Annotated in this window: 25 protein-coding genes; 6 read left to right on the top strand and 19 right to left on the bottom strand. The window is 64.1% G+C overall.

The features are described 5' to 3' along the window. Positions 1-192 precede the first annotated feature (192 nt). The gene (locus AC1DN9_RS18135; RefSeq protein ID WP_478102803.1) at positions 193-1,356 is read left to right on the top strand and encodes a porin; all 1,164 of its coding nucleotides are present in this window, start codon (positions 193-195) and stop codon (positions 1,354-1,356) included. 169 nt (positions 1,357-1,525) lie between these two features. Further along, entirely contained in the window at positions 1,526-1,969 is a 444-nt protein-coding gene (locus AC1DN9_RS18130) for a LysR family transcriptional regulator (RefSeq protein ID WP_478102582.1), read from the top strand. Positions 1,970-2,021: 52 nt separating this feature from the next. Here AC1DN9_RS18130 and AC1DN9_RS18125 read toward each other — a convergent pair whose 3' ends face one another. From AC1DN9_RS18125 to AC1DN9_RS18090, 8 genes are all read right to left on the bottom strand, one after another. Further along, the gene (locus AC1DN9_RS18125; RefSeq protein WP_478102580.1) at positions 2,022-3,050 is read right to left on the bottom strand and encodes an AraC family transcriptional regulator; all 1,029 of its coding nucleotides are present in this window, start codon (positions 3,048-3,050) and stop codon (positions 2,022-2,024) included. 322 nt (positions 3,051-3,372) lie between these two features. Beyond that, complete coding sequence (locus tag AC1DN9_RS18120) at positions 3,373-3,885, bottom strand: disulfide bond formation protein B (RefSeq protein WP_478102578.1); 513 nt, start codon at positions 3,883-3,885, stop codon at positions 3,373-3,375. Next, positions 3,882-4,976: a sulfate/molybdate ABC transporter ATP-binding protein gene (locus AC1DN9_RS18115; protein ID WP_478102576.1), complete on the bottom strand. Its 1,095-nt coding sequence runs from the start codon at positions 4,974-4,976 to the stop codon at positions 3,882-3,884. The genes AC1DN9_RS18120 and AC1DN9_RS18115 overlap by 4 nt, the downstream gene beginning before the upstream one ends. Before the next feature lie 12 nt (positions 4,977-4,988). Further along, positions 4,989-5,888: a sulfate ABC transporter permease subunit CysW gene (gene cysW / locus AC1DN9_RS18110; protein WP_478102574.1), complete on the bottom strand. Its 900-nt coding sequence runs from the start codon at positions 5,886-5,888 to the stop codon at positions 4,989-4,991. Beyond that, positions 5,885-6,778 (bottom strand): sulfate ABC transporter permease subunit CysT, encoded by an 894-nt coding sequence (gene cysT, locus AC1DN9_RS18105; RefSeq protein ID WP_478102572.1) that lies wholly within the window; start codon positions 6,776-6,778, stop codon positions 5,885-5,887. Before cysT ends, cysW begins: the two co-directional genes overlap by 4 nt. After that, the gene (locus AC1DN9_RS18100) at positions 6,779-7,783 is read right to left on the bottom strand and encodes a sulfate ABC transporter substrate-binding protein (RefSeq protein WP_478102570.1); all 1,005 of its coding nucleotides are present in this window, start codon (positions 7,781-7,783) and stop codon (positions 6,779-6,781) included. Then, positions 7,780-8,358 carry an RBBP9/YdeN family alpha/beta hydrolase gene (locus AC1DN9_RS18095; RefSeq protein ID WP_478102569.1) on the bottom strand — a complete coding sequence of 193 codons (579 nt, stop codon included), beginning with the start codon at positions 8,356-8,358 and terminating at the stop codon, positions 7,780-7,782. The genes AC1DN9_RS18100 and AC1DN9_RS18095 overlap by 4 nt, the downstream gene beginning before the upstream one ends. 108 nt (positions 8,359-8,466) lie before the next feature. Continuing rightward, the gene (locus tag AC1DN9_RS18090; protein WP_478102568.1) at positions 8,467-9,384 is read right to left on the bottom strand and encodes a LysR family transcriptional regulator; all 918 of its coding nucleotides are present in this window, start codon (positions 9,382-9,384) and stop codon (positions 8,467-8,469) included. A gap of 131 nt (positions 9,385-9,515) precedes the next feature. Between AC1DN9_RS18090 and AC1DN9_RS18085 the strand changes: the two genes are divergently transcribed. After that, entirely contained in the window at positions 9,516-10,163 is a 648-nt protein-coding gene (locus AC1DN9_RS18085; RefSeq protein ID WP_478102567.1) for an FMN-dependent NADH-azoreductase, read from the top strand. A gap of 64 nt (positions 10,164-10,227) precedes the next feature. Here the strand turns inward: AC1DN9_RS18085 and AC1DN9_RS18080 are convergent, their stop codons facing one another. After that, positions 10,228-11,238, bottom strand: coding sequence for an AraC family transcriptional regulator (locus tag AC1DN9_RS18080; RefSeq protein WP_478102565.1), 1,011 nt, complete (start codon positions 11,236-11,238; stop codon positions 10,228-10,230). A 228-nt stretch (positions 11,239-11,466) separates the two neighbouring features. Here AC1DN9_RS18080 and AC1DN9_RS18075 point away from each other — a divergent pair, with 228 nt between their 5' ends. The 3 genes from AC1DN9_RS18075 to AC1DN9_RS18065 are packed head-to-tail and all read left to right on the top strand — an operon-like array spanning position 11,467 to position 13,913. Next, positions 11,467-12,570, top strand: coding sequence for an LLM class flavin-dependent oxidoreductase (locus tag AC1DN9_RS18075; protein ID WP_478102563.1), 1,104 nt, complete (start codon positions 11,467-11,469; stop codon positions 12,568-12,570). Continuing rightward, the gene (locus AC1DN9_RS18070; RefSeq protein ID WP_478102561.1) at positions 12,551-13,147 is read left to right on the top strand and encodes a flavin reductase family protein; all 597 of its coding nucleotides are present in this window, start codon (positions 12,551-12,553) and stop codon (positions 13,145-13,147) included. Before AC1DN9_RS18075 ends, AC1DN9_RS18070 begins: the two co-directional genes overlap by 20 nt. Continuing rightward, positions 13,128-13,913 carry a cyclase family protein gene (locus AC1DN9_RS18065; protein WP_478102559.1) on the top strand — a complete coding sequence of 262 codons (786 nt, stop codon included), beginning with the start codon at positions 13,128-13,130 and terminating at the stop codon, positions 13,911-13,913. Before AC1DN9_RS18070 ends, AC1DN9_RS18065 begins: the two co-directional genes overlap by 20 nt. A 20-nt stretch (positions 13,914-13,933) precedes the next feature. Here AC1DN9_RS18065 and AC1DN9_RS18060 read toward each other — a convergent pair whose 3' ends face one another. The 10 genes from AC1DN9_RS18060 to AC1DN9_RS18015 form a co-directional block, all read right to left on the bottom strand. Further along, complete coding sequence (locus tag AC1DN9_RS18060) at positions 13,934-14,485, bottom strand: NADPH-dependent FMN reductase (RefSeq protein ID WP_478102557.1); 552 nt, start codon at positions 14,483-14,485, stop codon at positions 13,934-13,936. Between the two features lie 39 nt (positions 14,486-14,524). Further along, on the bottom strand, positions 14,525-15,424 hold the full coding sequence (gene epsC / locus AC1DN9_RS18055; protein ID WP_478102556.1) for a serine O-acetyltransferase EpsC: 900 nt from the start codon (positions 15,422-15,424) through the stop codon (positions 14,525-14,527). Positions 15,425-15,517: 93 nt separating this feature from the next. Then, positions 15,518-16,324 carry a MetQ/NlpA family ABC transporter substrate-binding protein gene (locus tag AC1DN9_RS18050; protein WP_478102554.1) on the bottom strand — a complete coding sequence of 269 codons (807 nt, stop codon included), beginning with the start codon at positions 16,322-16,324 and terminating at the stop codon, positions 15,518-15,520. Between the two features lie 50 nt (positions 16,325-16,374). Then, the gene (locus AC1DN9_RS18045) at positions 16,375-17,040 is read right to left on the bottom strand and encodes a methionine ABC transporter permease (protein ID WP_478102552.1); all 666 of its coding nucleotides are present in this window, start codon (positions 17,038-17,040) and stop codon (positions 16,375-16,377) included. Continuing rightward, on the bottom strand, positions 17,033-18,076 hold the full coding sequence (locus AC1DN9_RS18040; RefSeq protein ID WP_478102550.1) for a methionine ABC transporter ATP-binding protein: 1,044 nt from the start codon (positions 18,074-18,076) through the stop codon (positions 17,033-17,035). The genes AC1DN9_RS18045 and AC1DN9_RS18040 overlap by 8 nt, the downstream gene beginning before the upstream one ends. Positions 18,077-18,083: 7 nt before the next feature. Next, positions 18,084-18,299 carry a TOBE domain-containing protein gene (locus tag AC1DN9_RS18035; protein ID WP_478102548.1) on the bottom strand — a complete coding sequence of 72 codons (216 nt, stop codon included), beginning with the start codon at positions 18,297-18,299 and terminating at the stop codon, positions 18,084-18,086. Between the two features lie 40 nt (positions 18,300-18,339). Beyond that, positions 18,340-19,176, bottom strand: a complete 837-nt coding sequence (locus tag AC1DN9_RS18030; protein WP_478102546.1) for an ATP-binding cassette domain-containing protein — start codon at positions 19,174-19,176, stop codon at positions 18,340-18,342. A gap of 19 nt (positions 19,177-19,195) precedes the next feature. Continuing rightward, on the bottom strand, positions 19,196-20,041 hold the full coding sequence (ssuC, locus tag AC1DN9_RS18025; protein ID WP_478102544.1) for an aliphatic sulfonate ABC transporter permease SsuC: 846 nt from the start codon (positions 20,039-20,041) through the stop codon (positions 19,196-19,198). Between the two features lie 23 nt (positions 20,042-20,064). Beyond that, on the bottom strand, positions 20,065-21,249 hold the full coding sequence (ssuD, locus tag AC1DN9_RS18020) for an FMNH2-dependent alkanesulfonate monooxygenase (protein WP_478102801.1): 1,185 nt from the start codon (positions 21,247-21,249) through the stop codon (positions 20,065-20,067). Positions 21,250-21,261: 12 nt separating this feature from the next. Further along, complete coding sequence (locus AC1DN9_RS18015) at positions 21,262-22,275, bottom strand: sulfonate ABC transporter substrate-binding protein (RefSeq protein WP_478102543.1); 1,014 nt, start codon at positions 22,273-22,275, stop codon at positions 21,262-21,264.

Below are 22,275 nucleotides of genomic sequence, written 5' to 3'. Positions count from 1 at the left end.
ATCTTCGAGGGTCGATCTTGCAGGGTTATTGGATGACCTTGCAGGAACGGGTCTGCCGCGCAGAAGTGCCTCTGATGGAATCGACTCAACTTCCCAATGGGAGGTTGGCCCGGGGGCCGGTGCGAGCACAAAAGTGCCGTCACGGTGAGCCTGTCACACCGGTGCCTTTGTTGAACCTTGGAGAAACTTGGAATGAAAAAAACTCTAGTCGCCCTGGCCGCCCTGGCAACACTGACTGTTGCCGGCACCGCCTCGGCCCAGTCGTCCGTCACGCTGTTCGGTGTGGTTGACGCTGCGGTCAGCAGCTACTCGAACAGGGCGGAAACCCCACTTGGCAATAGCATCACCACGAATCAGACGGCCCTCACCAACTCCGGCTACAACTCGAGCCGTCTGGGCTTCCGCGGCACGGAAGACCTGGGGGGCGGCCTGGCCGCGAGCTTCTGGCTCGAAGCCGGCCTGAATAACGATGACGGCACCGGTGCTGGACCGGCCGGCGGCTTGAGCTTCAACCGTCGCTCGACGGTGAGTCTCTCCGGCGCATTCGGCGAAGTTCGCCTGGGCCGCGACTACACCCCGACGTACTGGAACGACTCCGTGTTCGATCCTTTCGGCACGAACGGCGTTGGCAAGAATCTGGTCTCGACCGCCAACGGTGGCATGCTCAACGATAACTACACGCGAGCCAGCAACTCGATCGGCTACTTCCTGCCACCCAATTTGGGCGGTGCGTACGGCCAGGTCATGTATGCCTTCAACGAGAACGAAAAGTTCGATCCGGCCATTCTGACCCCCAACGAGCCCGATACCCAGCGCGCAGGTCGCTATATCGGTGGTCGCGTCGGCTACGCCACCGGACCGGTTGACATCGCCCTCTCCTATGGTGAAAGCACGGTGGCAGATGACTTCTTCATGGGCTTGACCGCAAACGTCGCGACCTGGAATCTGGGCGCTTCGTACGATTTCGGACCGGTCAAGTTGTTCGGCGAATACTCTGACAACCGACTGAGGATCGACGTCCAGAATTTGGGCATGCTGGCCGATCCTGGTGCCAAGGGTTGGTTGCTTGGTGCGACCGTGCCTGTCGGTCCTGGCCTCATCCGTGCTTCCTATTCGGCAGTGCGGTACCGCGGATTTGAACTGAACGAAGAGCCACGAGCCGACAAGTTCGCGATTGGCTACGTGCACAACCTCTCGAAGCGCACGGCGCTGTACACGACTGTGGCTCGCGTGAACAACAAGAACGGAGCAGGTCTGACCGTCGGCGGCCCGGCGTACAACGTTGCGTTCGACGGCGTCTGGACCACGCCGAAGAGCTCCACTGGCTACGACATCGGTATTCGACACGCTTTCTGATCGAGCGTCAGCATCGAAGGCAGTTTGAGGGCTGCCCGGCAAAAGTCGGGCAGCCTTTTATCTCTTCCGCGAGCGCTTCGCGCCGTCCAGTTGTTCACAAATCAGCCATCAGCCCACATCCGCTCACGTGGCGGTTAATGAGGTTAAAAGATATGGCAAGGGAGTCCAAATGCCGAACAGTTTTCTATCCAGACCATTTGCAGAGAGATTTTTGGACCTCAACGACCTCCGCGTTTTCGCGTATGTCGCATCGCTTGCCAGCTTCTCGTTGGCGGCCGACGCTTTGAAGATCCACAAATCAAGCGTAAGCAGAAGCATCGCACGACTCGAAACCATGCTCGAAGCCCCGTTGCTTCAGCGCACGACGCGCAGGGTTCAACTGACTCGAGCCGGCGTGGCCTTGAAGGTCCGCTGTATTGAAATCCTCACTCGCGTCAACGAGTCGATCACCTACATTGGCAGCATCAATACCGATTGGCCAAGGGGCCGCGGGGTCATCTCCGCTTCGGAGATTGCGTTGCCGAGTCGATCTGAACGCCTGTTGCCACAATTTTCCAAGCCGCGACCGCCGTCACACTCGGTCGTTGAGGCGTTGCGCTTGCAAAAAGCCTGATCGTGTTCTTGACTGCGCAGATGGAATCTTCGTAACCGCGCAGTCATCCATCTCAATGAGTGCCGCAACGCAAGGCCTGCCGCATCTTGCTCGGCGTGACGCGATACCAGTTCTTGAACTTGCGACCGAAGCTGGTCGGATCCGAATATCCCAGTTGCGAGGCAATGTCCTCCATGGACAACTCCGTGTGTTGCAAGTACCAGGCGGCATGCTCCTTGCGCAGTTCGTCCTTGATGTCGGAGTAGGTGACTCCAGCGTCCGCAAGCCTCCGCACCAACGTCCGTGCGGAGATGCCCAAGTCAACGGCCAACTCACCTGCTTCCGGATTGATCGTCATTCGGTCAAGCAGCACACGTCGCACGCGCTGCACGAAGTCACCCTGCCCCAGTTCCGACTCCATTCGCCGACAAGTCTGCGCAGCATCCAGGAATGCCTTTGAATCCGCAGAAGTACAAGGCACTCGGAGTATTTCCGCAGGCAACCGGAAGGTCAGGTGTTCCTGATCGAACGCGACCCTTCGGACATAGCGCAAACACGGCACATCGTTGCCGGCCGGGCGGGGATAGGGCAATCCCACGGTGAGTTCGTCGGCGGGCCGCCCCAACATCGCCTCCAGCAGCCGGCAGTGCGCGCCGAGAATGGATTGCATGACGAAGACGTGCGTCTCGCACAGAGGGCGCAACGGCCTGACCTTGATAGTGCTCCACTGAGGGCCGCTTTGTATCTGGAACTCTACGCTCCCAAAGAGCAGGTTGGCGTGCCGGCTCACAAACTCGAGGCCTTGACCCAGGCTGTCGCTTGTCACGGCCGCGATCCCGACCGGGCTGTGATACGGCTGGAGCATGGATCCGGCCATCAAGCCCAATGCCGGCTCGCCACTGCATTGGATGGCCTGGGCGACAAATCGACGGAAGACCGAGAAGTCCACCATCTCCTGGCCGTCGTAGAGGTCCTGCCAAGCCAAGCCCGCACTTGAAAGTACTGTCGAGGGCGATACGCCACGACTGTTCAAGCAGTCGAGGACGCTTCGAACATAGACGGGATGCGCAAACGGGATGGAGACCTCACCCTTGGAATTCATAACTCGATCGTGGATTTGCCTGGCTTGTCAGTAGCGCGGAGCACCCTTGTCCAAAAGGTGTGCGCTTGACGTCGTGGTGTCGTCAACTCGCGGGCTCAGCCGCAAGATGGGGACTTCTCAGAGTCGCTGTTCGACCCCGGCAAATCTACTCTTCGCGTGCCCGCGTTTGGCTCTCAAACGGCCGAGAAAGGTCGCGAAGGTCGCCGCGAAAAAGCTGGAACTTCATTCGAAGCTTTGGGCGCGACGCCACATTGCATGGCGCGGGCGCTCACAGCAGCCGGCGCGGCCGGTCTGCGGGCTCATGCGAAGGACTGCGCCGGATTCAGCGCGCGTAGCCGGAAGTCCCGCGACGGAACACCAGAATCAGCAGCAGGATCGCGAAGCCAGTGAATGCGATGAACGACCAGTTTGCGATCGACAGACCCAGGAAGGTCCAGTCCACCTGTGAACAATCACCTGCGCCGCGGAAGATCATCGGCAGTGCGCGCTGCAAGGGGAATGTCTCGATCATTCCGTAGATGTCGCGTCCGCAGCTCGTGACTTCCGGCGGATGCCATTGCAGCCAGCTCTGGCGCGCCGCCGTGTAGGCACCACCGACCGCCATGACAAAGCCGAGCAGCGAGCCCGTCACCTGCAACCCCTTTCGGCGGCTCAGCGAAGCCAGACCCGCGAACAACCCTACCAGCACCAGCGCATACCGCTGCACGATGCACATCGGGCACGGTTCCAGCCCGACCACGTGCTGCAGATACATGCCGAACGCAAGCATCGCGACACACGCTGCGCAAATCAGTGCCAGGGCGCGCCGCGGCGCGCCGAAATACCAGTCAATCATGGTGAAACCCAGTCCTCTACGAACACCCGGGCCTTGCGTGGCGTGGCGACAACCGTGTCGCCCTCGCGCAGACCCAGGTCCCGGAACTGTTGCGCAGGAAGTTGCGCTTCGATGATGGTTCCGGAGCCCGGATTATCAGGATTCGATTCGGTGGGTTCGAGTTCCAATCGCGCGATGGGACCGACCACAATCGCGCGAGTCAAGGTTGCGACGATGCCCGTTGCACCGGGCGTGTACCGCGTGACGGCGAGGTCGTGCGGACGCACGTAGGCCAGCGCCTTTCCGTCGCGCACCTCCCTGTTTTCGGGCGAATCGATGCGGATGCCTTCCACGTGCACCTCGCCCTCGTGGGCGCGACCGTGGAACAGGTTCACATCGCCCAGGAAGCCGTAGACGAAGGGGCTCGCCGGATGGTCCCAGACGTCCTGCGGCGAACCGACTTGTTCGACCTGCCCGCTGTTCATCAGCACCACGCGGTCGGCGACTTCAAGGGCCTCTTCCTGGTCGTGCGTGACGAAGATGCTGGTGACGTGCAGTTCGTCATGCAGGCGTCGAAGCCAGCGGCGCAGTTCCTTGCGCACCTTGGCATCGAGCGCACCGAAGGGTTCGTCGAGCAGCAGGACCTTCGGCTCCACCGCGAGCGCACGCGCCAAGGCGATGCGCTGGCGCTGGCCACCGGACAACTGCGCGGGATAACGATCGGCCAGCCAGTCGAGTTGCACCAGCTTGAGAAGGTCATGCACCTTGGCCTTGATCTGCGCTTCACTCGGACGGGTGCCGCGCGGCTTCACGCGAAGACCAAAGGCCACGTTCTCGAACACCGTCATGTGCCGGAACAAGGCGTAGTGCTGGAACACGAAGCCCACCTGCCGCTCGCGCACGTGCACATCGGTGGTGTCTTCGCCCGCGAACAGGATGCTGCCGGCGTCGGCGGTTTCAAGGCCCGCGATGATGCGCAGCAGCGTGGTCTTGCCGCAGCCCGAGGGGCCGAGCAACGCGACCAGTTCGCCCGACGAGACGTCCAGGTTCACGTCGCGCAGGGCGTGAAAGTCGCCGAACCGCTTGCTGACGTTGCGAATTTCGATACTCATGATTTCTCTCCTTCAGGACGCAACGGCCGGCGGCCGCTCGGGCGGCAGGTCGGCAATGGCCTTCATTTCACGCTCGTGCCGCCATTCGACGAAGGACTTGATCACCAGGGTGACCAGCGCCAGGATGGCCAGCAGCGAAGCCACCGCGAAGGCGGCGACGGACTGGTATTCGTTATAGAGCACTTCCACGTGCAGCGGCATGGTATTGGTCTGGCCGCGGATATGACCCGAGACAACCGACACCGCGCCGAACTCGCCCATGGCTCGTGCATTGCAGAGGATCACGCCGTAGATCAGGCCCCACTTGATGTTGGGCAGCGTCACGCGCCAGAAGGTCTGCCAGCCGGTCGCGCCGAGCACGATCGCGGCCTGCTCTTCTTCCGTGCCCTGTGCCTGCATGAGTGGGATCAGTTCGCGTGCGATGAACGGAAAGGTCACGAACACCGTTGCCAGCACGATGCCGGGCACCGCGAAGATGATCTTGATGTCGTGCGCTGCGAGCCACGGCCCGAACCAACCCTGCGCGCCGAAGACCAGAACGTAGATCAGGCCCGCCACCACCGGCGACACGGCAAACGGCAGGTCGACCAGCGTCGTGAGGAAGGCCTTGCCGCGAAACTCGAACTTGGCAATAGCCCATGCGGCGGCGACGCCGAAGACCAGGTTCATCGGCACCGCAATGGCCGCGGTCAACAAGGTGAGCCGAATGGCGCTCCACGCGTCCGGCTCCTTCAACGCCTCGATGTAGGCATCGAAGCCCTTGCGCAATGCTTCGGCCGCAACGGCGGCCAGCGGCAACACGAGGAACAGCAGCATGAAGGTCATTGCGATGCCGATCAGCGTCCAGCGAACCCAGGCGGCTTCGGTCGTTCCGGCCTGCGCGCGGCGAACGGTTCTGGAAGACGCGCTCATGACAAACTCCCGGCGCGACGCCGCTGCCATACCTGCAGGCCGTTGATGACGAGGAGCAGCACGAACGAAATCACCAGCATCACGAGCGCCACCGCGGTCGCGCCGCCGTAGTCGTACTGTTCGAGCTTGCCGATGATGATCAGTGGCGTGATCTCGGAAATCATCGGCATGTTGCCGGCGATGAAGATCACCGAACCGTATTCGCCGATCGCACGCGCGAAAGCCATCGCGAAGCCGGTGAGCAGCGCTGGCGTGATCGAAGGCAGGATTACTTTGGTAAAGGTCTGCAGGCGCGTCGCGCCGAGGCTCGTCGCGGCTTCTTCGAGTTCTTTTTCAGTGTCCTCGAGCACCGGCTGCACGGTCCGGACCACAAAGGGCAGTCCGATGAAGATCAGCGCGATCACCACCCCGGCCGGCGTAAAGGCCAGCTTGATGCCCAGCGGTTCAAGGTACTGGCCGATCCAGCCATTGCCCGCGAGCAGCGCGGTCAGCGAGATGCCGGCGACGGCCGTAGGCAACGCAAAGGGAAGGTCGACCAGCGCGTCGACGATTCGTTTGCCCGGAAACTTGTAGCGCACGAGCACCCAGGCAACCAGCAGTCCGAACACCAGGTTGACCAGCGCGGCGATCAGCGATGCGCCGAAGGTCAGCCGGTAAGACGCCATGACGCGCGGTGCCGTGACCGCGGTCCAGAACTGGTCCCAGGTCAGCGTGAAGGTCTTGAACACCAGCGCCGAAAGCGGGATCAGGACAATCAGGCTCAGGTACAACAACGCGTAGCCGAGCGTCAGGTGGAAGCCCGGCAGCACGCGCCGGGAGACACCTGCGCCGCCCGCACGCGCAAGCGGCGCCGCCGAGGACGGCAGCGCCGAAGAAACTGCACCGCTCATTTATTTAGCGCCGGGCGTATAGAGCCGGTCGAACTGGCCGCCGTCATTGAAGTGGACTTTCTGCGCTTCGCTCAGGCTGCCAAACAGTTCCTGCACCGTGAAGAGTTGCAGCGGCTTGAAGGTCGAGGCGAACTGCTTGAGAACCGCTTCGGAACGCGGGCGCAGCGCATGCTTGGCCGCGATTTCCTGGGCCTCGTCAGAGTAGAGGTAGTCGAGGTAGGCCTTGGCAAGTTCGCCCGAACCCCGCTTGGCGGTCGTGCGCTCCACGACGGCGACCGGGTTCTCTGCCACGATGCTGATCGACGGATAGACGGCGTCGACCTTGCCCGCGCCGAATTCGCGATCGATGGAGACCACTTCGGATTCGAAGGTGATCAGCACGTCGCCGATGTTGCGTTGCAGGAAGGCGGTCGTCGCGTCGCGGCCGCCGCGCGCGAGCACCGGCACGTTCTTGAAGAGCTTGCCGACGAACTCGGCCGCCTGGGCGTCGGTGCCGCCCTTCTTCTTCACGTAGCCCCATGCCGCCAGGTAGGCATAGCGGCCATTGCCGCCGGTCTTGGGGTTCACGACGACGACCTGCACGCCGGGCTTGATGAGGTCATCCCAGTCCTTGATGCCCTTGGGGTTGCCGTGGCGCGTGAGGAACAGCATCGTCGAAGTGGTCGGCGCCGCGTTGTAGGGGAATCGCTTGGGCCAGTCCTTGGCGACCACGCCGGCGTTGGCCAGGAAATCGATGTCGGTGCTGGTGTTCATCGTGACCACATCGGCGTCCAGACCGTCGGCCACGGCGCGCGCCTGGGCGCTGGAGCCGGCATGCGACTGGTCGATCTTGACGTCCTTGCCCGTGGTCTTCTTGTAGTGCGCCACGAAGGCGGCGTTGTAGTCCTTGTAGAACTCGCGCGCCACGTCGTAGGAAACGTTGAGAAGTGTCGTCGGCTGCGCGGAAGCAGCACCTGCGGCGGCGAGCACGAGCGCGCCAAGGATCGTCTTGATTCTGGAAGTCATAGCGTTGCCAAAGGTTCGAAATCTTGACGGCCGTCCATCAGCGTGGTCGGCTCGTTCGTCAGGGATTGGAGCAGAGCAAGGCCCAGCGGCCAGTCCCCATGCCCGGATTCAATGTTGATGTGGCCGGCATTCTGCATCCGAACGAATTCGCTTCCCCAGGAGCGGGCATAGGCGCCGGCCAGCCGCACCGGGCAGTAGGGGTCGTTGCTGCTGGCCACGACGATGCTGCGGTAGGGCAGCTTTGCGTAGGGAACCGGCGCGAAATCGGACAGCACGGCGCGTCGCTCGGGGTCGGCGGGTGCCACGAGCAAGGCACCGCCGATGCGGGCGGCCGCGGCTTCGGAGAGGTGCGTGGTCGCGATGCAACCCAGGCTGTGGGCGGCGATGATCACCGGCGTCGGACTCTCGAGCACGAGCTTTTCGAGCGAAGCTACCCAGGCGGAACGCGTCGGTGTGATCCAGTCATCTTGCGTCACGCGAATCGCGCCCTGCATGCGCTCGGCCCACAGGCTTTGCCAGTGGCCCGGACCGGAGTCACGCCAGCCCGGCACGATCACGATGGTTGGTTTCGTCACGCAGAAAACTTGATGGCCTTTGAAGGGAATCGGGGATTCTGCGAAGCATTGCTTCAAAGACAAACGAATATCTACTTGTTTGAATATGGCATTTTTCGCATAAGCAGATCAGCCGGCCAGGTCGTGAGGCTCATCGCTGTCGAGGTTTTCGACCAGGAAATCGATCAGCCGCCGCACGGCCGGCACCAGCGCCCGTCGCGCCGGGAACATCATGTGAGTGATGCCCGGCGTCGGTCCCCAGCCTGGCAGCACCTCGACCAGTTTTCCCGTCTTGAGCTCGTTTCGGCACATGTAGTCGGGCAGCACCGACACGCCCGTGCCCTGCACCACTGCGAACTTGAGTGTCAGGAGGTCATCGGCAACGTAGCGCGGTACGTGCGAATGCACGGTCACCTTGCCGGCTGGCCCTTCCAGGCGCCAGTTGGTCCGGCCGTCGCCAGTGGACATCGACACGGTGTCGAGCTTCGACAGATCCGTCGGCACCAGCACCGGCCCTTGCCGCTGGAGCTGATCAGGATTGCCGACCAGGATGCCCCGGCTGATGCCGAAAATCTTCGCGACGAGCGTGGCACTGTCCTCTACCTCGGGCCGCACGCGCAACGCAAGGTCGACGCCCTCCTCGATCAGATCGACCGGCCGGTTCAGCACGCGCATCTCGACACGGACGGCTGGATAGAGCGCCATGAAACGCGGCAGCAAAGGGCCGACACTGCTCTGTGCCAGCGTCACCGGACAGCTCAGGCGTACGGTGCCTCGCGGCTCCGTCTGGACTTGTGCAACGGCCTCGGCAGCCGCCTGGGCCGCATCGCGCATGGCCGCGCAGTGCTTCAGATAGAGCTCGCCGGCAGACGTGAGCGACAGCCGCCGCGTGCTGCGCTGCATCAGTTGAACGCCGAGTTGCGCCTCCAGATCGGCGACGCGGCGTGACAAACGCGACTTCGGAATGCCCAGCGCGCGGCTGGCCGCCGCAAAGCCACCACGCTCCGCCACCTCGGCAAAAAACACCATGTCGTTGAGGTCTTGCATGGTCGACTGTCCTATCCATGGAACGAATTAAGCCATTTTTGCTTACTTATCAAGCAATCGCTACAAAAATAGAATTCTTCCCACGCCGACCGATTTCAGCGCCGGCAACTGTTCAAGAAAGATCATCGATCATGAAACTGCTGCACGTCGACTCCAGCGTCCTGGGTACCAACTCCGTTTCGCGCCAACTGACCGCCGAAATCGTGGCCGATTGGCGCAAGGCCCATCCCCACACGACCGTCGACTACCTCGACCTCGCAGTGGACACCCCCAACCATTTCACCGCCGACGCGCTCGGCATCAAGGTCGGCGTCCAGGCGCAGCCCACAGAAGCCCAACGCCGTGAAAACGAAGTGTCCGAGCGGCTGGTGACGCAATTCCTGGCGGCGGATGTCATCGTCGTCGGCGCCCCGCTCTACAACTTCACGGTGCCGACCCAGCTCAAGGCCTGGATCGACCGCCTCGCGCAAGCCGGCCGCACCTTCAAGTACACCGACAAGGGCCCGGTCGGCCTCGCGACCGGCAAGACCGTGATCGTGGCCTCGACCCGTGGCGGCATGTACTCGACGAGCGAAGGCGGCCAGGCGATGGAACACCAGGAAAGCTATCTGAAGGTGATCTTCGGCTTCTTCGGCATCACCGACGTTCGCTTCGTGCGCGCTGAAGGCCTGGGCATGGGTGATGCGGCCAAGGCTTCCGCCATCACCGCTGCGCGCGCCGAGATCGCCGTGGCGACCGGCAAGGCCGCCAATCAGGACGTCGCGACGCTGGCCGCGTAATCCACGTCACTCATCGCGCACCGGCTGACGGTGCTCCGCCAAGAACCGCTGACACCGCAAGGTCTCAGCGGTTCAGCGTTTGGGACGGCAGTTCCCCGTATTTCTCGCGGTAGCGTGCGCTGAAATGCCCGAGGTGGGCGAAGCCCCATCGCAAGGCGACATCGCGAACGGTTTCGCCAGGCAGGCGCCCTTGCGACAGCTCGTCGCGCACGCGCGCCATGCGTACATCCGCGATGTGGCGCATCGGCGTAGTGGTCCTGTACTTTCGGAATCCGAGAAACAGCGCGCGGGTGCTGACACCCACATGCCTGGCGAGCTCCGCAACCGAAATTGGCTCGTGCGCATGCTCGTCGACGTAGGCTTCCGCGCGCCGCACGAAACCCGGTGAGACGCTGTGCTCAGACGCGCCGAGCACTTCACTGTACGAATGCGGCTGGCATTGCAGCAGCGCGGCGATGCCGGCCTGTTCGATCTGCGAAGCGAGCAGCGGGGAATCGACCCAGGGCGAACTTTTCGAGAGATCGTCGCCGAGTTCCTCGAACAACCAGCGAACCCAACCCACCCATGCCGCGGCGCGCGGTTGATCGAGCGCCATCCCCGGCGCGAAGACGACCGGCTCACGCAAAGGCCGGCCGAGGTGGCCGGCACATTGCTTTTCGAGCGCAGCGCGCTCCACCCGCACGAAGAGCTTCTCGCAGCCCTCGTGGTGGAGCATCGTCATCGGCTCGCTGGGACTGACGACCGACGCGACGGCGTTTGTCGACTGCACCGTCTCGCCCGCCGTGCGCACGCCTTCGCTCCCTTGCAGAAGGATCTGGATCAGGTAGAAGCTCTGCAGTTGCCCCGGGTCGATCGCCACGGTCGCGCCGTAGCCCATGCGCCCCAATCCCAGCGCCCCGATGCCGCGGTAGTGCATCGACGCCTTGACGCGCTGGCGACTGCCGATGACCGACAGCTTGTGATCGCAGAACACCTGCGTGACGCGGCTGCGCGCTTCATCGAGATCTGAAGTCTGAAAGTGGCCAATGTGAGGCAGGGGGCCCCGGGCAACTGGAGCAACTGAAGCTTGAATCACGCGCTCTCCGGACAGTCTGGTTTCGAAACGCTTTTCGGCGATCCCCAATCCCGATACTGGGCGCTCGCGCCGAGGTCGGACTTCGGGGATAACCCTCGCCCACCCTGCTCCTGCATGGCACGGCGGCACAAAGACTTGCACTCATGGGACAGCGCTTGCGCGCCCGGGACACCGCCCTGGCGCCGCGTCCCTATCGTGAACCCGTCCAAGTCCACACATGCACGCCCCATGCCAATCCAACCTACTCCCCTCCTGCAGCGCAAGCACTTCCTGCTCGGCACCTTCGCCTCCAACTGCTCCAGCGGCATGTCCGTCACCAAGGTGCCGGAACGCTGGCAGAACACCTGGGACAACAACCTGAAGCTCGCCCGCCTGCTCGACGATGCGGGCATCGACTTCATGCTGCCCATCGCGCGCTGGATCGGCTACGGCGGCGACACCAATTTCCATGGCGACGTCCTGGAAACCGTGACCTGGGCAACCGGGCTGGTCGCGCAGACGAAGCAGTTGACGGTGTTCGCCACCACCCATACCGCGGCCAACCATCCGGTGGTCGTGGCCAAGCAGATCGCGACCATCGACCAACTCGGCCAGGGCCGCGCCGGCCTGAACATCGTCGCCGGCTGGAACAACCCAGAGTACGAGGCGCTGGGCCTGAAGCTTCCGCCCGACCACGAGACACGCTACGCGTATGCCGAAGAGTGGTATCAGCTCGTGCGCAAGCTGTGGCAAGACCCGGGCATCTTCGACTGGGATGGCGCGCATTTCCAGCTCAAGGGCATTCACAGCCATCCGAAGCCCTACGGCGGATTGCCGCCGATCCTCAACGCGGCAGGCTCGGGGCTCGGACGCGAATTCGCCACGCGCAACGCCAACTTCCTTTTCACGCCGGCCATCGATCTTGCGCGCTCGAAGGACGAAGTCAGCGAACTGCGAAGCTCGGCCAATGCCAAGGGGCGTAACGTCGGAGTGCTGACCTTCTCGCACGTGGTCTGCCGGCCCACCGAGGCGGAAGCACGCGCCTATCTCTCGCATTTCGGTCAGCAACATGCGGATTGGGCAGCCGTCGACAACCTGGTCAATCTCCAGTTCGCGCACGCTCAATCGTTCCCTCACGATCTGCTGGCCCTGATCCGCGATCGCATGGCGGCGGGCCACGGGGGATTTCCGCTTGTCGGCACGCCGGAGCAAGTGGCCCAGGGAATCATCAGCCTCGCTGAAGCGGGGTTCAGCGGAACCACGTTGTCCTTCGTGGACTACGTCGAAGAGTTCCCGTATTTCCGGGACATGGTCCTCCCGATCCTCCGCGCCCATGGCCTCCGCGATGCTTGACACGCCCGTTCCGGTCGACGGTCACGCCTTCCGCACGGCCATGCGACGGCTGGCCGGCGGTGTGAGCGTCATCACCGTAGGCGCCTTCGGCGCACGCACGGGGTTCACTGCCACATCCGTCGTCTCGCTGTCGGTCGAACCGGCAGTGCTGCTCGTGTCCGTCAATGCCGCCTCTTCATCCTGGCCCTTGATGCGCGAGCACGGACGCTTTGGCGTCAACGTTCTGGCCGAGCACCAGCAGATGGTGGCTGAGCGCTTCTCGGGGCGCGACGGCATCCAGGCCGAAGGGCGCTACGAGCGATCGACATGGCATCTCGTCGAAGACGCTTGGCTGCTCGACGGCGCGACTGCGGCCTTCGCCTGCGAAATCGAGGAATGCTTCGAGCGTCATGGCCATTGCGTCGTGCTCGGCCGCGTGCGTGGGATACGCACCGACGCACCCAACGACGGAGCCCTCGTCTACTGGAAAACGGGCTACACGCCCTTGCGCCTTCCCGCCCCTCCCACCCTTCCCGCTCATCCCACGCATCCCACGCATCCCACGGAGATCCGCACCCATGGCACATGCCACCCTTGACCGTCTCGCAACTGATTTGCTCGAAGGCCGCGTCCGCATCATCGACCTCACCCAGACCTTGTCGCCGGACTTTCCGGCGTTGCAATTACCGCCTCAGTTCGGGCAGGTCTGGGGCTTCAAGATGGAGAAGATCTCGCACTACGACGAGGCGGGTCCGGGCTGGTACTGGAACAACTTCTCGTGCGGCGAGCACACCGGCACGCACTTCGACGCACCGGTGCACTGGATCAGCGGCAAGGATCATCCGAACAACAGCGTGGACACCATCGACGCCCGGAATTTCGTCGCGCCCGCGGTGGTGGTCGATGCCAGCGCCGAAGTCGCTGCCAATCCCGACTGGCTGCTGACCGTGGCCTTTCTCGAAGCCTGGGAGTCACGGCAGGGCCGTATTCCGGCCGGCGCCTGGGTGCTGTTTCGCACGGACTGGTCGCGGCGCGCGAACGATCCGGCCGCGTTCCTGAATCTTCGAGAGGACGGCGCACACACGCCGGGCCCTACGCAGGAAACGGTGGAATGGCTCATCAGACACCGCAATGTGCACGGATTCGGCGTGGAAACCATCAACACCGACGCGGGCCAAGCCCACTCCTGGCCGCTGCCCTACCCGTGTCACACACTGATGCACGGCGCCAATCGGTACGGGCTGCAATGCCTGACCAACCTCCATCAGCTGCCGGCACGGGGCGCCATGATCTGGGCAGCACCGCTGAAGATTCAGGGCGGATCAGGCAGTCCCCTGCGCGTGCTCGCGCTCATCGGGGACTGAGGTGCTTCGCCCTCGCTCGCCTACTTCGAGTGGTCGTTGATCCAGGCCACGTACTTGTCGACCCAGCTCTGAAGAAACTGCTTGCTGCCTTCGGCGATATGACCCTTGTCGTCGAACATGCCTTCCTTGTTCTGCAGGAAGACCTCGGGCTGGCCGAGCGTCGGCATGTCGAGATAGGCCAGCACGGTGCGCAACTGCTGCTGGGCGACAGCGGTGCCGATCTGGCCGACGGAGATGCCGATCACGCCCGCAGGCTTGCCCGCCCAGGCACTCTGGCCGTACGGGCGCGATGCGTTGTCGATGGCGTTCTTCAACACGCCGGGAATCGCGCGGTTGTATTCGGGCGTCACGAACAGCACGCCGTCAGCCGCGGCGATCTCGGTCTTGAGCCGCTTGACTGCCGGCGCCTGATTGCCGTCCTGGTCCTGGTTGTAGAGCGGAAGGTCGTCGATCTGCACGTGCTCGAAGGTGAAATCCGAGGGTGCGAGATGCGCGATGGCAAGCGCGAGCTTGCGGTTGAACGAATCCTTGCGCAGGCTGCCGATGACGACGGCAATTTTTTTCTGGGCCATGAAAACTCCTTGACGGTGGTTGAAGGAAGTCGAAATGAATTATGCGGAGCGCGCAAGACTGGCCTGCGTCACGTTGGCGCCGGGCGGCACGTCATCCGTGATCCACACGTTGCCGCCGATGGTCGCGCCCTTCCCCAGCGTCACACGGCCCAGGATCGTCGCGCCGGCGTAGATGACCACGTCGTCCTGCACGACCGGGTGGCGCGGCAGGCCCTTCTGCAGATTGCCCTCGACGTCCGTCGGAAAGCGCTTGGCGCCGAGCGTCACCGCCTGGTAGATGCGAACGCGTTTGCCGATGACGGCGGTCTCGCCGATCACGACGCCCGTGCCGTGGTCGATGAAGAATCCGGCGTCGATCTGCGCGCCCGGATGGATGTCGATGCCCGTCTGCCCGTGCGCCAGTTCGGCCACGATGCGCGCCAGCAGCGGCAGTCCGAGCCCGTACAACCGATGCGCGAGACGGTGGTGAATCATCGCGAGGATGCCCGGATAGCACAGCAGCACTTCATCCACGCTGCGCGCCGCGGGGTCGCCCTGGAATGCTGCGAGCACGTCGCCATCCAGCAGCCGCCGGATGCCCGGCAGCGCAGCCGCGAACTCGCGGATCGCCGCCGTGGCCTGCGCATCGATTTCTTCGGGAGCACGCGGCTGGTGGCGCGCGGTGTAGAGCAGTTCCAGCCTCGCTTGCACAAGCAGCGATTGAAGCGCCGCATCGAGCGTGTAGCCGACATAGAAGTCTTCGCTCTCGCTGCGAAGCTCGGGCGGCCCGAGCCGCATCGGGAAAAGCGCGCCCTTCAGCGACTCGACGACGCCTGCCAGCGCATCGCGCGACGGAAATTCGCGACTGCCGGGTTCGCGCGATCGCTTCTGGGCGTCGCGCCATTCGTCGCGGGCCGCATGCAGGGCGGCGACGATGACACTGACATCGAAAAGGGACATGCCATTCCTCCGGTAGTGGGGGCTCGACCATGCACCATCGCACAAAACCCCACGGCGACCGGGTTTCTACCCGAAAACCCGGCCGCCCCGGACTTACCAGCTCGCCAGCACCGAGCCCTTGAACTCGTTCTGGATGTAGTTCCGCACCTCTTCGGAGTGATAGGCCTTCACCAGCTTGGCGACCCAGGGCTTGCTCTTGTCCTGCTCGCGCACGACCAGGATGTTGACGTAGGGGCTCTTCGCGCTTTCCTTGGCGATCGCATCCTTGCCCGGGTTGAGTCCGGCGGAAAGCGCGTAGTTGGTGTTGATGCCTGCGGCGTCGAGGTCGTCGAGCGTGCGCGGCAGTTGGGCGGCATCGACTTCGACGAACTTGATCTTCTTGGGGTTCTCGATCACGTCCAGCGGCGTGGCCTTGAGGCCGGCCTCGGGCTTGAGCTTGATCAGGCCCTGGTCCTGCAGCACGAGCAAAACGCGGCCGCCGTTGGTCGGGTCGTTCGGGATCCCGAAGCGCGCGCCCTCCTTCAGGTCCTTCAGGTTCTTGACCTTCTTCGAATAGATGCCGATCGGGAAGTTGACCGTATAGGCCACATCCACGAGCTTGTAGTTGCGGTCCTTGACCTGCTGGTCGAGGTACGGCTTGTGCTGGTAGCTGTTGGCATCGAGGTCGCCCGCGGCGAGTGCGGCGTTGGGTTGCACGTAGTCGCTGAATTCGACGATCTGGATCTTGAGACCGTCCTTTTCGGCAACCTTCTTGACCTGCTCGAAGATCTGCGCGTGCGGGCCGCCGGTGACGCCGACCTTGATCGGCTTGTCCTGCGCGAGGGCGGGCACGGCCGCAAAGCCCGACACGATCGCCAGTGCGACGACCGATTGAAGAAGCTTGCGTTTGGGATGAATCATGAAACGTGGTCCTTGTGCGAGAAATAGGGGAGAGAGGAGAGAGAAAAAAATCATTTGTGGCTGAGCTTGCGCACCAACCAGTCGCCGCCGCTCTGCAGCGCCTGCACGAACAGGATCAGCACGACCACCACGGCGAGCATCACCTCGGGAAGGAAGCGCTGGTAGCCGTAGCGGATGCCGAGATCGCCCAGCCCGCCGCCGCCGATCGCGCCCGCCATCGCGGAGTAGCCGGTGAGACTCACGAAGGATATCGTCACGCCGGCCACGATGCCGGGCAGTGCTTCGGGCAACAGCACCTTCCAGACGATCTGTCGCGTGGTCGCGCCCATGGCCTGCGCCGCTTCGACCAGGCCGCGATCGACCTCGCGCAGCGAGGTCTCGACCAGTCGCGCAACGAAGGGGGCGGCGGCAAGGCTCAACGGCACCACGGCCGCCGCGGTGCCGATCGACGAGCCGGTCAGCAAGCGCGTCAGCGGAATGATCGCCACCAGCAGGATGATGAAAGGCGTGGAGCGCACCGCGTTCACGATGGCGCCGACGATCCGGTTGGCGGGCCGATTCTCCAGCACGCCACCCGTGTCCGTGAGATGCAGGTAGACGCCGAGCGGCACGCCGACCAACGCGCCGATCAGGCCCGAGATGCCGACCATCACGATGGTCTCCCACAGCGAGGTCGCGAAGAGCTCCAGCATGGGACCGGTGAAGACGTCAAACATGGGCCACCTCCTGCACCACCACGCCGGCACCGCGCAGATAGGCGACGGCCGAGGCCACCGACTCGCCCGCACCGCGTGCCAGCACGGCCAGGGAGCCGAAGGGCCGCCCCTGGATCTCGTCGACCTGACCGTGCACGATCGACAAGTCGATACCAAAGCGTCGGATCACTTGCGACAGCAGCGGCTGGTCCGCCGCATCGTCGCCCGCGAAGGCCAGGCGCAGCAGCTGCGGCGACTGTGCACTGCCGTCCTGCATCAGCGCGCGGATGCGCGCCAGCACGCTTTCAGGCAGTTCCTGCGGCGCGATGTCGTCGAGCAGGCTGCGCGTCGTCTCGTGCTGCGGCCGCGTGAAGACATCGAGCACGGCGCCCTGCTCCACGATGCGGCCGTGGTCGATCACCGCCACCTGCTGTGCGAGCTGCTTGATGACCTGCATCTCATGCGTGATGAGCACGATGGTCAGGCCGAACTCGCGATTGATCTGCTGCAGCAGCGCGAGGATTGACCGCGTGGTCTCGGGGTCCAGCGCCGAGGTGGCCTCGTCCGAGAGCAGCACCTTCGGCCGATTGGCCAGCGCGCGCGCAATGCCCACCCGCTGCTTCTGGCCGCCGCTGATTTGTGCCGGATAGCGGTCACGCAGCCCGGTGAGGCCCACCAGTTCCAGCAGCGGATCGACCCGCCCCTTGATTTCCGACGGACGCAGGCCCGCGAGTTCGAGCGGCAATGCCACGTTGTCGTAGACCGTGCGCGAGGCCAGCAGATTGAAGTGCTGGAAGATCATGCCGATGCCTTGCCGCGCGGCGCGCAGATCGACATCGTTCAACGCCGTGAGCTCGCGCCCGTCCACCCGCACGCTGCCGCGCACCGGGCGATTGAGGAGATTGATGGTGCGCACGAGCGAGCTCTTGCCCGCGCCGCTGCGCCCGATCACGCCGAACACTTCGCCCGGCGCCACCGTCAGGTCGATGCCTTTGAGGGCCTCGACCGGCCCGCTCGGGCCATCGTAGATCTGATGAATGTCTGAGAGTTGAATCATCCCCGTATTAGAGCTTGGCGATCGACACCTCGGTCGACTTCACCAGCGCGACCACTTCGGAACCCGGCTTGAGCTGGAGTTCGTCGACCGAGCGCGTGGTGATGACCGAGGTCACGATGCCCCAGGCGGTCTCGACATCGACTTCGGAGACGACGTCGCCCCGGATGATTTCGCGGACCTTGCCCTTGAATTGGTTGCGGACGTTGATGGCTTGGATGGACATGGAAAGCTCCTTCGGTTGAAAAGATGAATGAATGAGAGGGTCAGACCGCCCAGCGCAGCACGTGCGCGGGACCGTCCGCCCAGCGGGTGTCGTTTGCAGGTTCGGCTTCGGGCCCTTCCGGCTTTTGCAGGACCCGATCGAGGATGCGCTTCTCGAGCGCCGCAAAGGCCGCATCGCCCTGCGAGCGTGGCCGCGCCAGCGCGATGTTCTCGTCCAGCGCGATGCGGCCATCCTCGATCAGGATCACGCGATCCGCCAGCGCCACCGCCTCCTGCACATCGTGCGTGACCAGCAGCGCGGTGAAGCGATGCCTTTGCCAGAGGTTCTCGATGAGGCGGTGCATCTCGATGCGCGTCAGCGCGTCGAGCGCGCCCAACGGTTCGTCGAGCAGCAGCAGGCGCGGGTGATGCACCAGCGCGCGCGCCAGAGAGACGCGTTGCCGCTGCCCGCCGGAAAGCCGCGCCGGCCACTCGTTCCTGCGCTCGGCAAGGCCAACCTGCGCCAGCACTTCCTCGCCACGCGGCCTGCTCTGCGCCGACGGGCCCAGCGTCACGTTGTCGAGCACCCGTCGCCACGGCAGCAGGCGCGCCTCCTGGAACATGATCCGCGTGTCGTCGTGCAGCCCATCCACAGCCTTCCCGTCCGTGTAGAGCGCACCTTCGGAGGACTCTTCGAGACCGGCGATCAGTCGCAACAACGTGCTCTTGCCGCATCCGCTGCGACCGACGATCGCGATGAACTGGCCAGGCTCGACCGTGAGCTGGGTGTTGCGCAGCACTTCGCGCTCGCCGTAGCGCTTCGACAGGCCGCGAATCTCGAGCCGGACGCCGGCGGGCGCTTCGGAATCGGTGTGAATGGATTGGGGGACGGCGCTCATGGTGTTCTCCTCTTCAATTTCACTTCGCGACCTGGTAGCCCGGATGCCACCGCAACCACCAGCGTTCCAGCCCGCGCGCAAAGAGATCGGCCAGCTTGCCCAGCAGCGCGTAGAGCAGGATGCCCACGAGCACGACGTCGGTCTGCAAGAACTCGCGTGCATTCATCGTGAGATAGCCGATGCCGGATTGCGCGGAGATGGTCTCGGCCACGATCAGGATCACCCACATCAAGCCCAGCGAGAAGCGCAGTCCGACGAGGATCGACGACATCGCGCCCGGAAGAATCACTTCCTTGTAGAGCTGCCAGCGCGTGAGCCCGTAGGTCCGGCCCATCTCGATCAATTGCGGGTCGACATTGCGGATGCCGTGGAAGGTGTTGAGATAGATCGGAAAGAACACCGACACCGAGATCAGGAACAACTTGGCCGATTCGTCGATGCCGAACCACAGGATCACCAGCGGGATCAGCGCCAGCGCCGGGATGTTGCGCACCATCTGGATGGTCGAATCGAGCAGGGTCTCGAAGAAGCGCACCGAGCCCGTGAGCAGCCCCAGCGCGAGTCCGAGGCCGCCGCCGATGGCGAGGCCGCCCAGCGCGCGCCCGGCGCTCACTTTCACGTGCGTCCACAGTTCACCGGACGCGGCGAGCGACCAGGCCGCCTTGATCACATCGACGGGTGCGGGCAACACGCGTGTCGAGAGCCATCCGAGAGACGAGGCGATCTGCCACGCTGCGACCAGGCCCACGGGCACCAGCCACGGCACGAGGCGCTTCGCGACGGAAGTTCCGAAGCCTTTGACGGCGTTGAGCGAAGGCACCGACGGAGATGTGGGCGCGGGCAAGGTCCGTACTTGTTCTGTCATGAGAATCCTTTGGCTGCGCTTGTTCAGCTCTGCGACAGCAGACGCGAAGGCGCATCGAGATTGGCGACCACCTCGCCGAAGGGGCCGGTCAGCGTCTCGCCCGACAAGCCAGGGCGCTGCTTGCGCGGCAGCAGCGGAAACACCAATTCGGCGAAGCGATAGGACTCCTCCAGGTGCGGGTAGCCCGAGAGGATGAAGCTCTCGATGCCGAGCGAGGCGTATTCCTCGATGCGCGCTGCGACCGTCTTCGGATCGCCCACCAGCGCCGTGCCTGCACCACCGCGCACCAGGCCCACGCCGGCCCACAGGTTCGGGCTGATTTCCAGATCGGCGCGCGTGCGCTTCGCGCCGCCCGCGTGCAGCGCGGCCATGCGTCGCTGGCCTTCGGAATCCATGCGCGCAAAAGCACTCTGCGCCCGGATCACCGTTTCATCGTCGACACGGCTGATCAGCGTTTCGGCGGCGCGCCATGCTTCGTCTTCGGTCTCGCGCACGATGACGTGCAGGCGGATGCCGAACTTCACGGTGCGGCCCCCACCGCCGTCCACATATTTCGCTGCGCGCTCGCGGACGTCGGCGATCTTCTTCGCCACCTCAGCGGGCGGCTCGCCCCAGGTGAGGTACGCATCGACCTGCTCGGCAGCCAACTCGTGCGCCGCTGCCGACGAGCCACCGAACCACACCGGCGGATACGGCTTTTGCGTCGGCGGGAACAGCAGCTTCGCGCCCTTCACGCTCAGGTGCTTGCCGTCGTAGTCGAAGCTCTTGCCTTCATGGCTGCGAGCGATGATCTCGCGCCAGATGCGGATGAACTCGGCCGATTGCTCGTAGCGCGAAGCATGGTCGAGGAACACGCCGTCGCCCTCGAGCTCAGCCTGGTCGCCGCCCGTCACGAGGTTCACCAGCACGCGTCCACCGGAGAGTCGGTCGAAGGTCGCGGCCATCCGCGCGGCAAGGCTCGGTTGGTGCAGGCCCGGTCGCACCGCGACAAGGAACTTGAGCCGCGTCGTCGCGCCGATCAGGCTCGATGCGATCACCCAGGGGTCTTCGCACGAGCGCCCCGTCGGGATCAGCACGCCTTCGTAGCCGAGCTTGTCGGCCGCGCCGGCAATCTGCTGCAGGTAGGGCAGGTCGACCGAACGCGCGCCCTCGGTGGTGCCGAGATAGCGGCTGTCGCCGTGGGTGGGGAGGAACCAGAAGATGTTCATCGTCATGTGCTTTCAAGGTTTGGGGGCGTCGGGGTGCCAGACGATCCGCGCAACCTCCACGGGCTTGGGAATGAGACCGAGCTTGTGAAAGGCATCCGCGACGCGTTGCTGGTCGGCAGTCGTCACGGGCTGGATCGGGCCGACCGGCGAAGGCGGTCGCCGCTGGAGAAACAGGCTCACGATGCCCGCGTCGAGCCCGCTGAAATCGGCAATGAGCTTGATGGCGGCCGGCCGATCCTGCTGCACGAGCCGATCGGCGCGCGTCAGTTCTTCGAAGAGCGCGTTGATCACCGCCGGATGCTTTTCGGCGAGCGTGCGCGAGGCCAGGTAGAACGAGTTGTTGTTCGAAAGCCCGCGCCCCGTGGCCAGCGCGCGCGGCTGGATCGCGAGTTCGGTCGCGGCGTAGAACGGATCCCAGATCGCCCAGGCGTCGACGCTTCCGCGCTCGAAGGCGGCGCGCGCATCGGCCGGCGCGAGGTAGATGGGCTGGATGTCGCTCCATTGCAGGCCGGCCTTCTCGACCGCACGCACCAGCAGGAAGTGCGCGCTCGACCCCTTCTGCAACGCCACCTTGCGGCCCTTGAGGTCGGGCAGCGTCTTGAGCGGCGAATCCTTCAGCACGAGCACTGCCGAGCTGTCGGGCTTGGGCGGCTCGGCGCCGACGTAGACGAGATCCTTGCCGGCCGCCTGCGCGAAGACCGGCGGCGAGTCACCGGTGAGACCGAATTCCAGGCTGCCGACCGACAGCGCTTCGAGCAACTGCGGGCCTGCGGGGAATTCGATCCACCCGATCCTGGTGTTCGGAAAGCGCTTTTCGAGCCAGCCCGATTGCTTGACGATCACCAGGTTGGCGGCGGATTTCTGATAGCCGATTCTCAGCTGCTGCAAAGCCTCGGCTGGCGGCGACGAGCCCGCCGGCTGTGCCAAGGCAATGGGTCCACCCAGTCCCCAGGTCCCTGCGGTGAGCGCAAGCAACTGCAGCAGGCGACGGCGCGGGGCGGACGCGTTCGGATGCAAAGCGGTCAT

It is taken from the genome of Variovorax sp. 05L425 (assembly GCF_056397705.1).
Note: the sequence above shows the minus strand (reverse complement) of the source record. Positions and strands in the feature narration are given on the sequence as shown.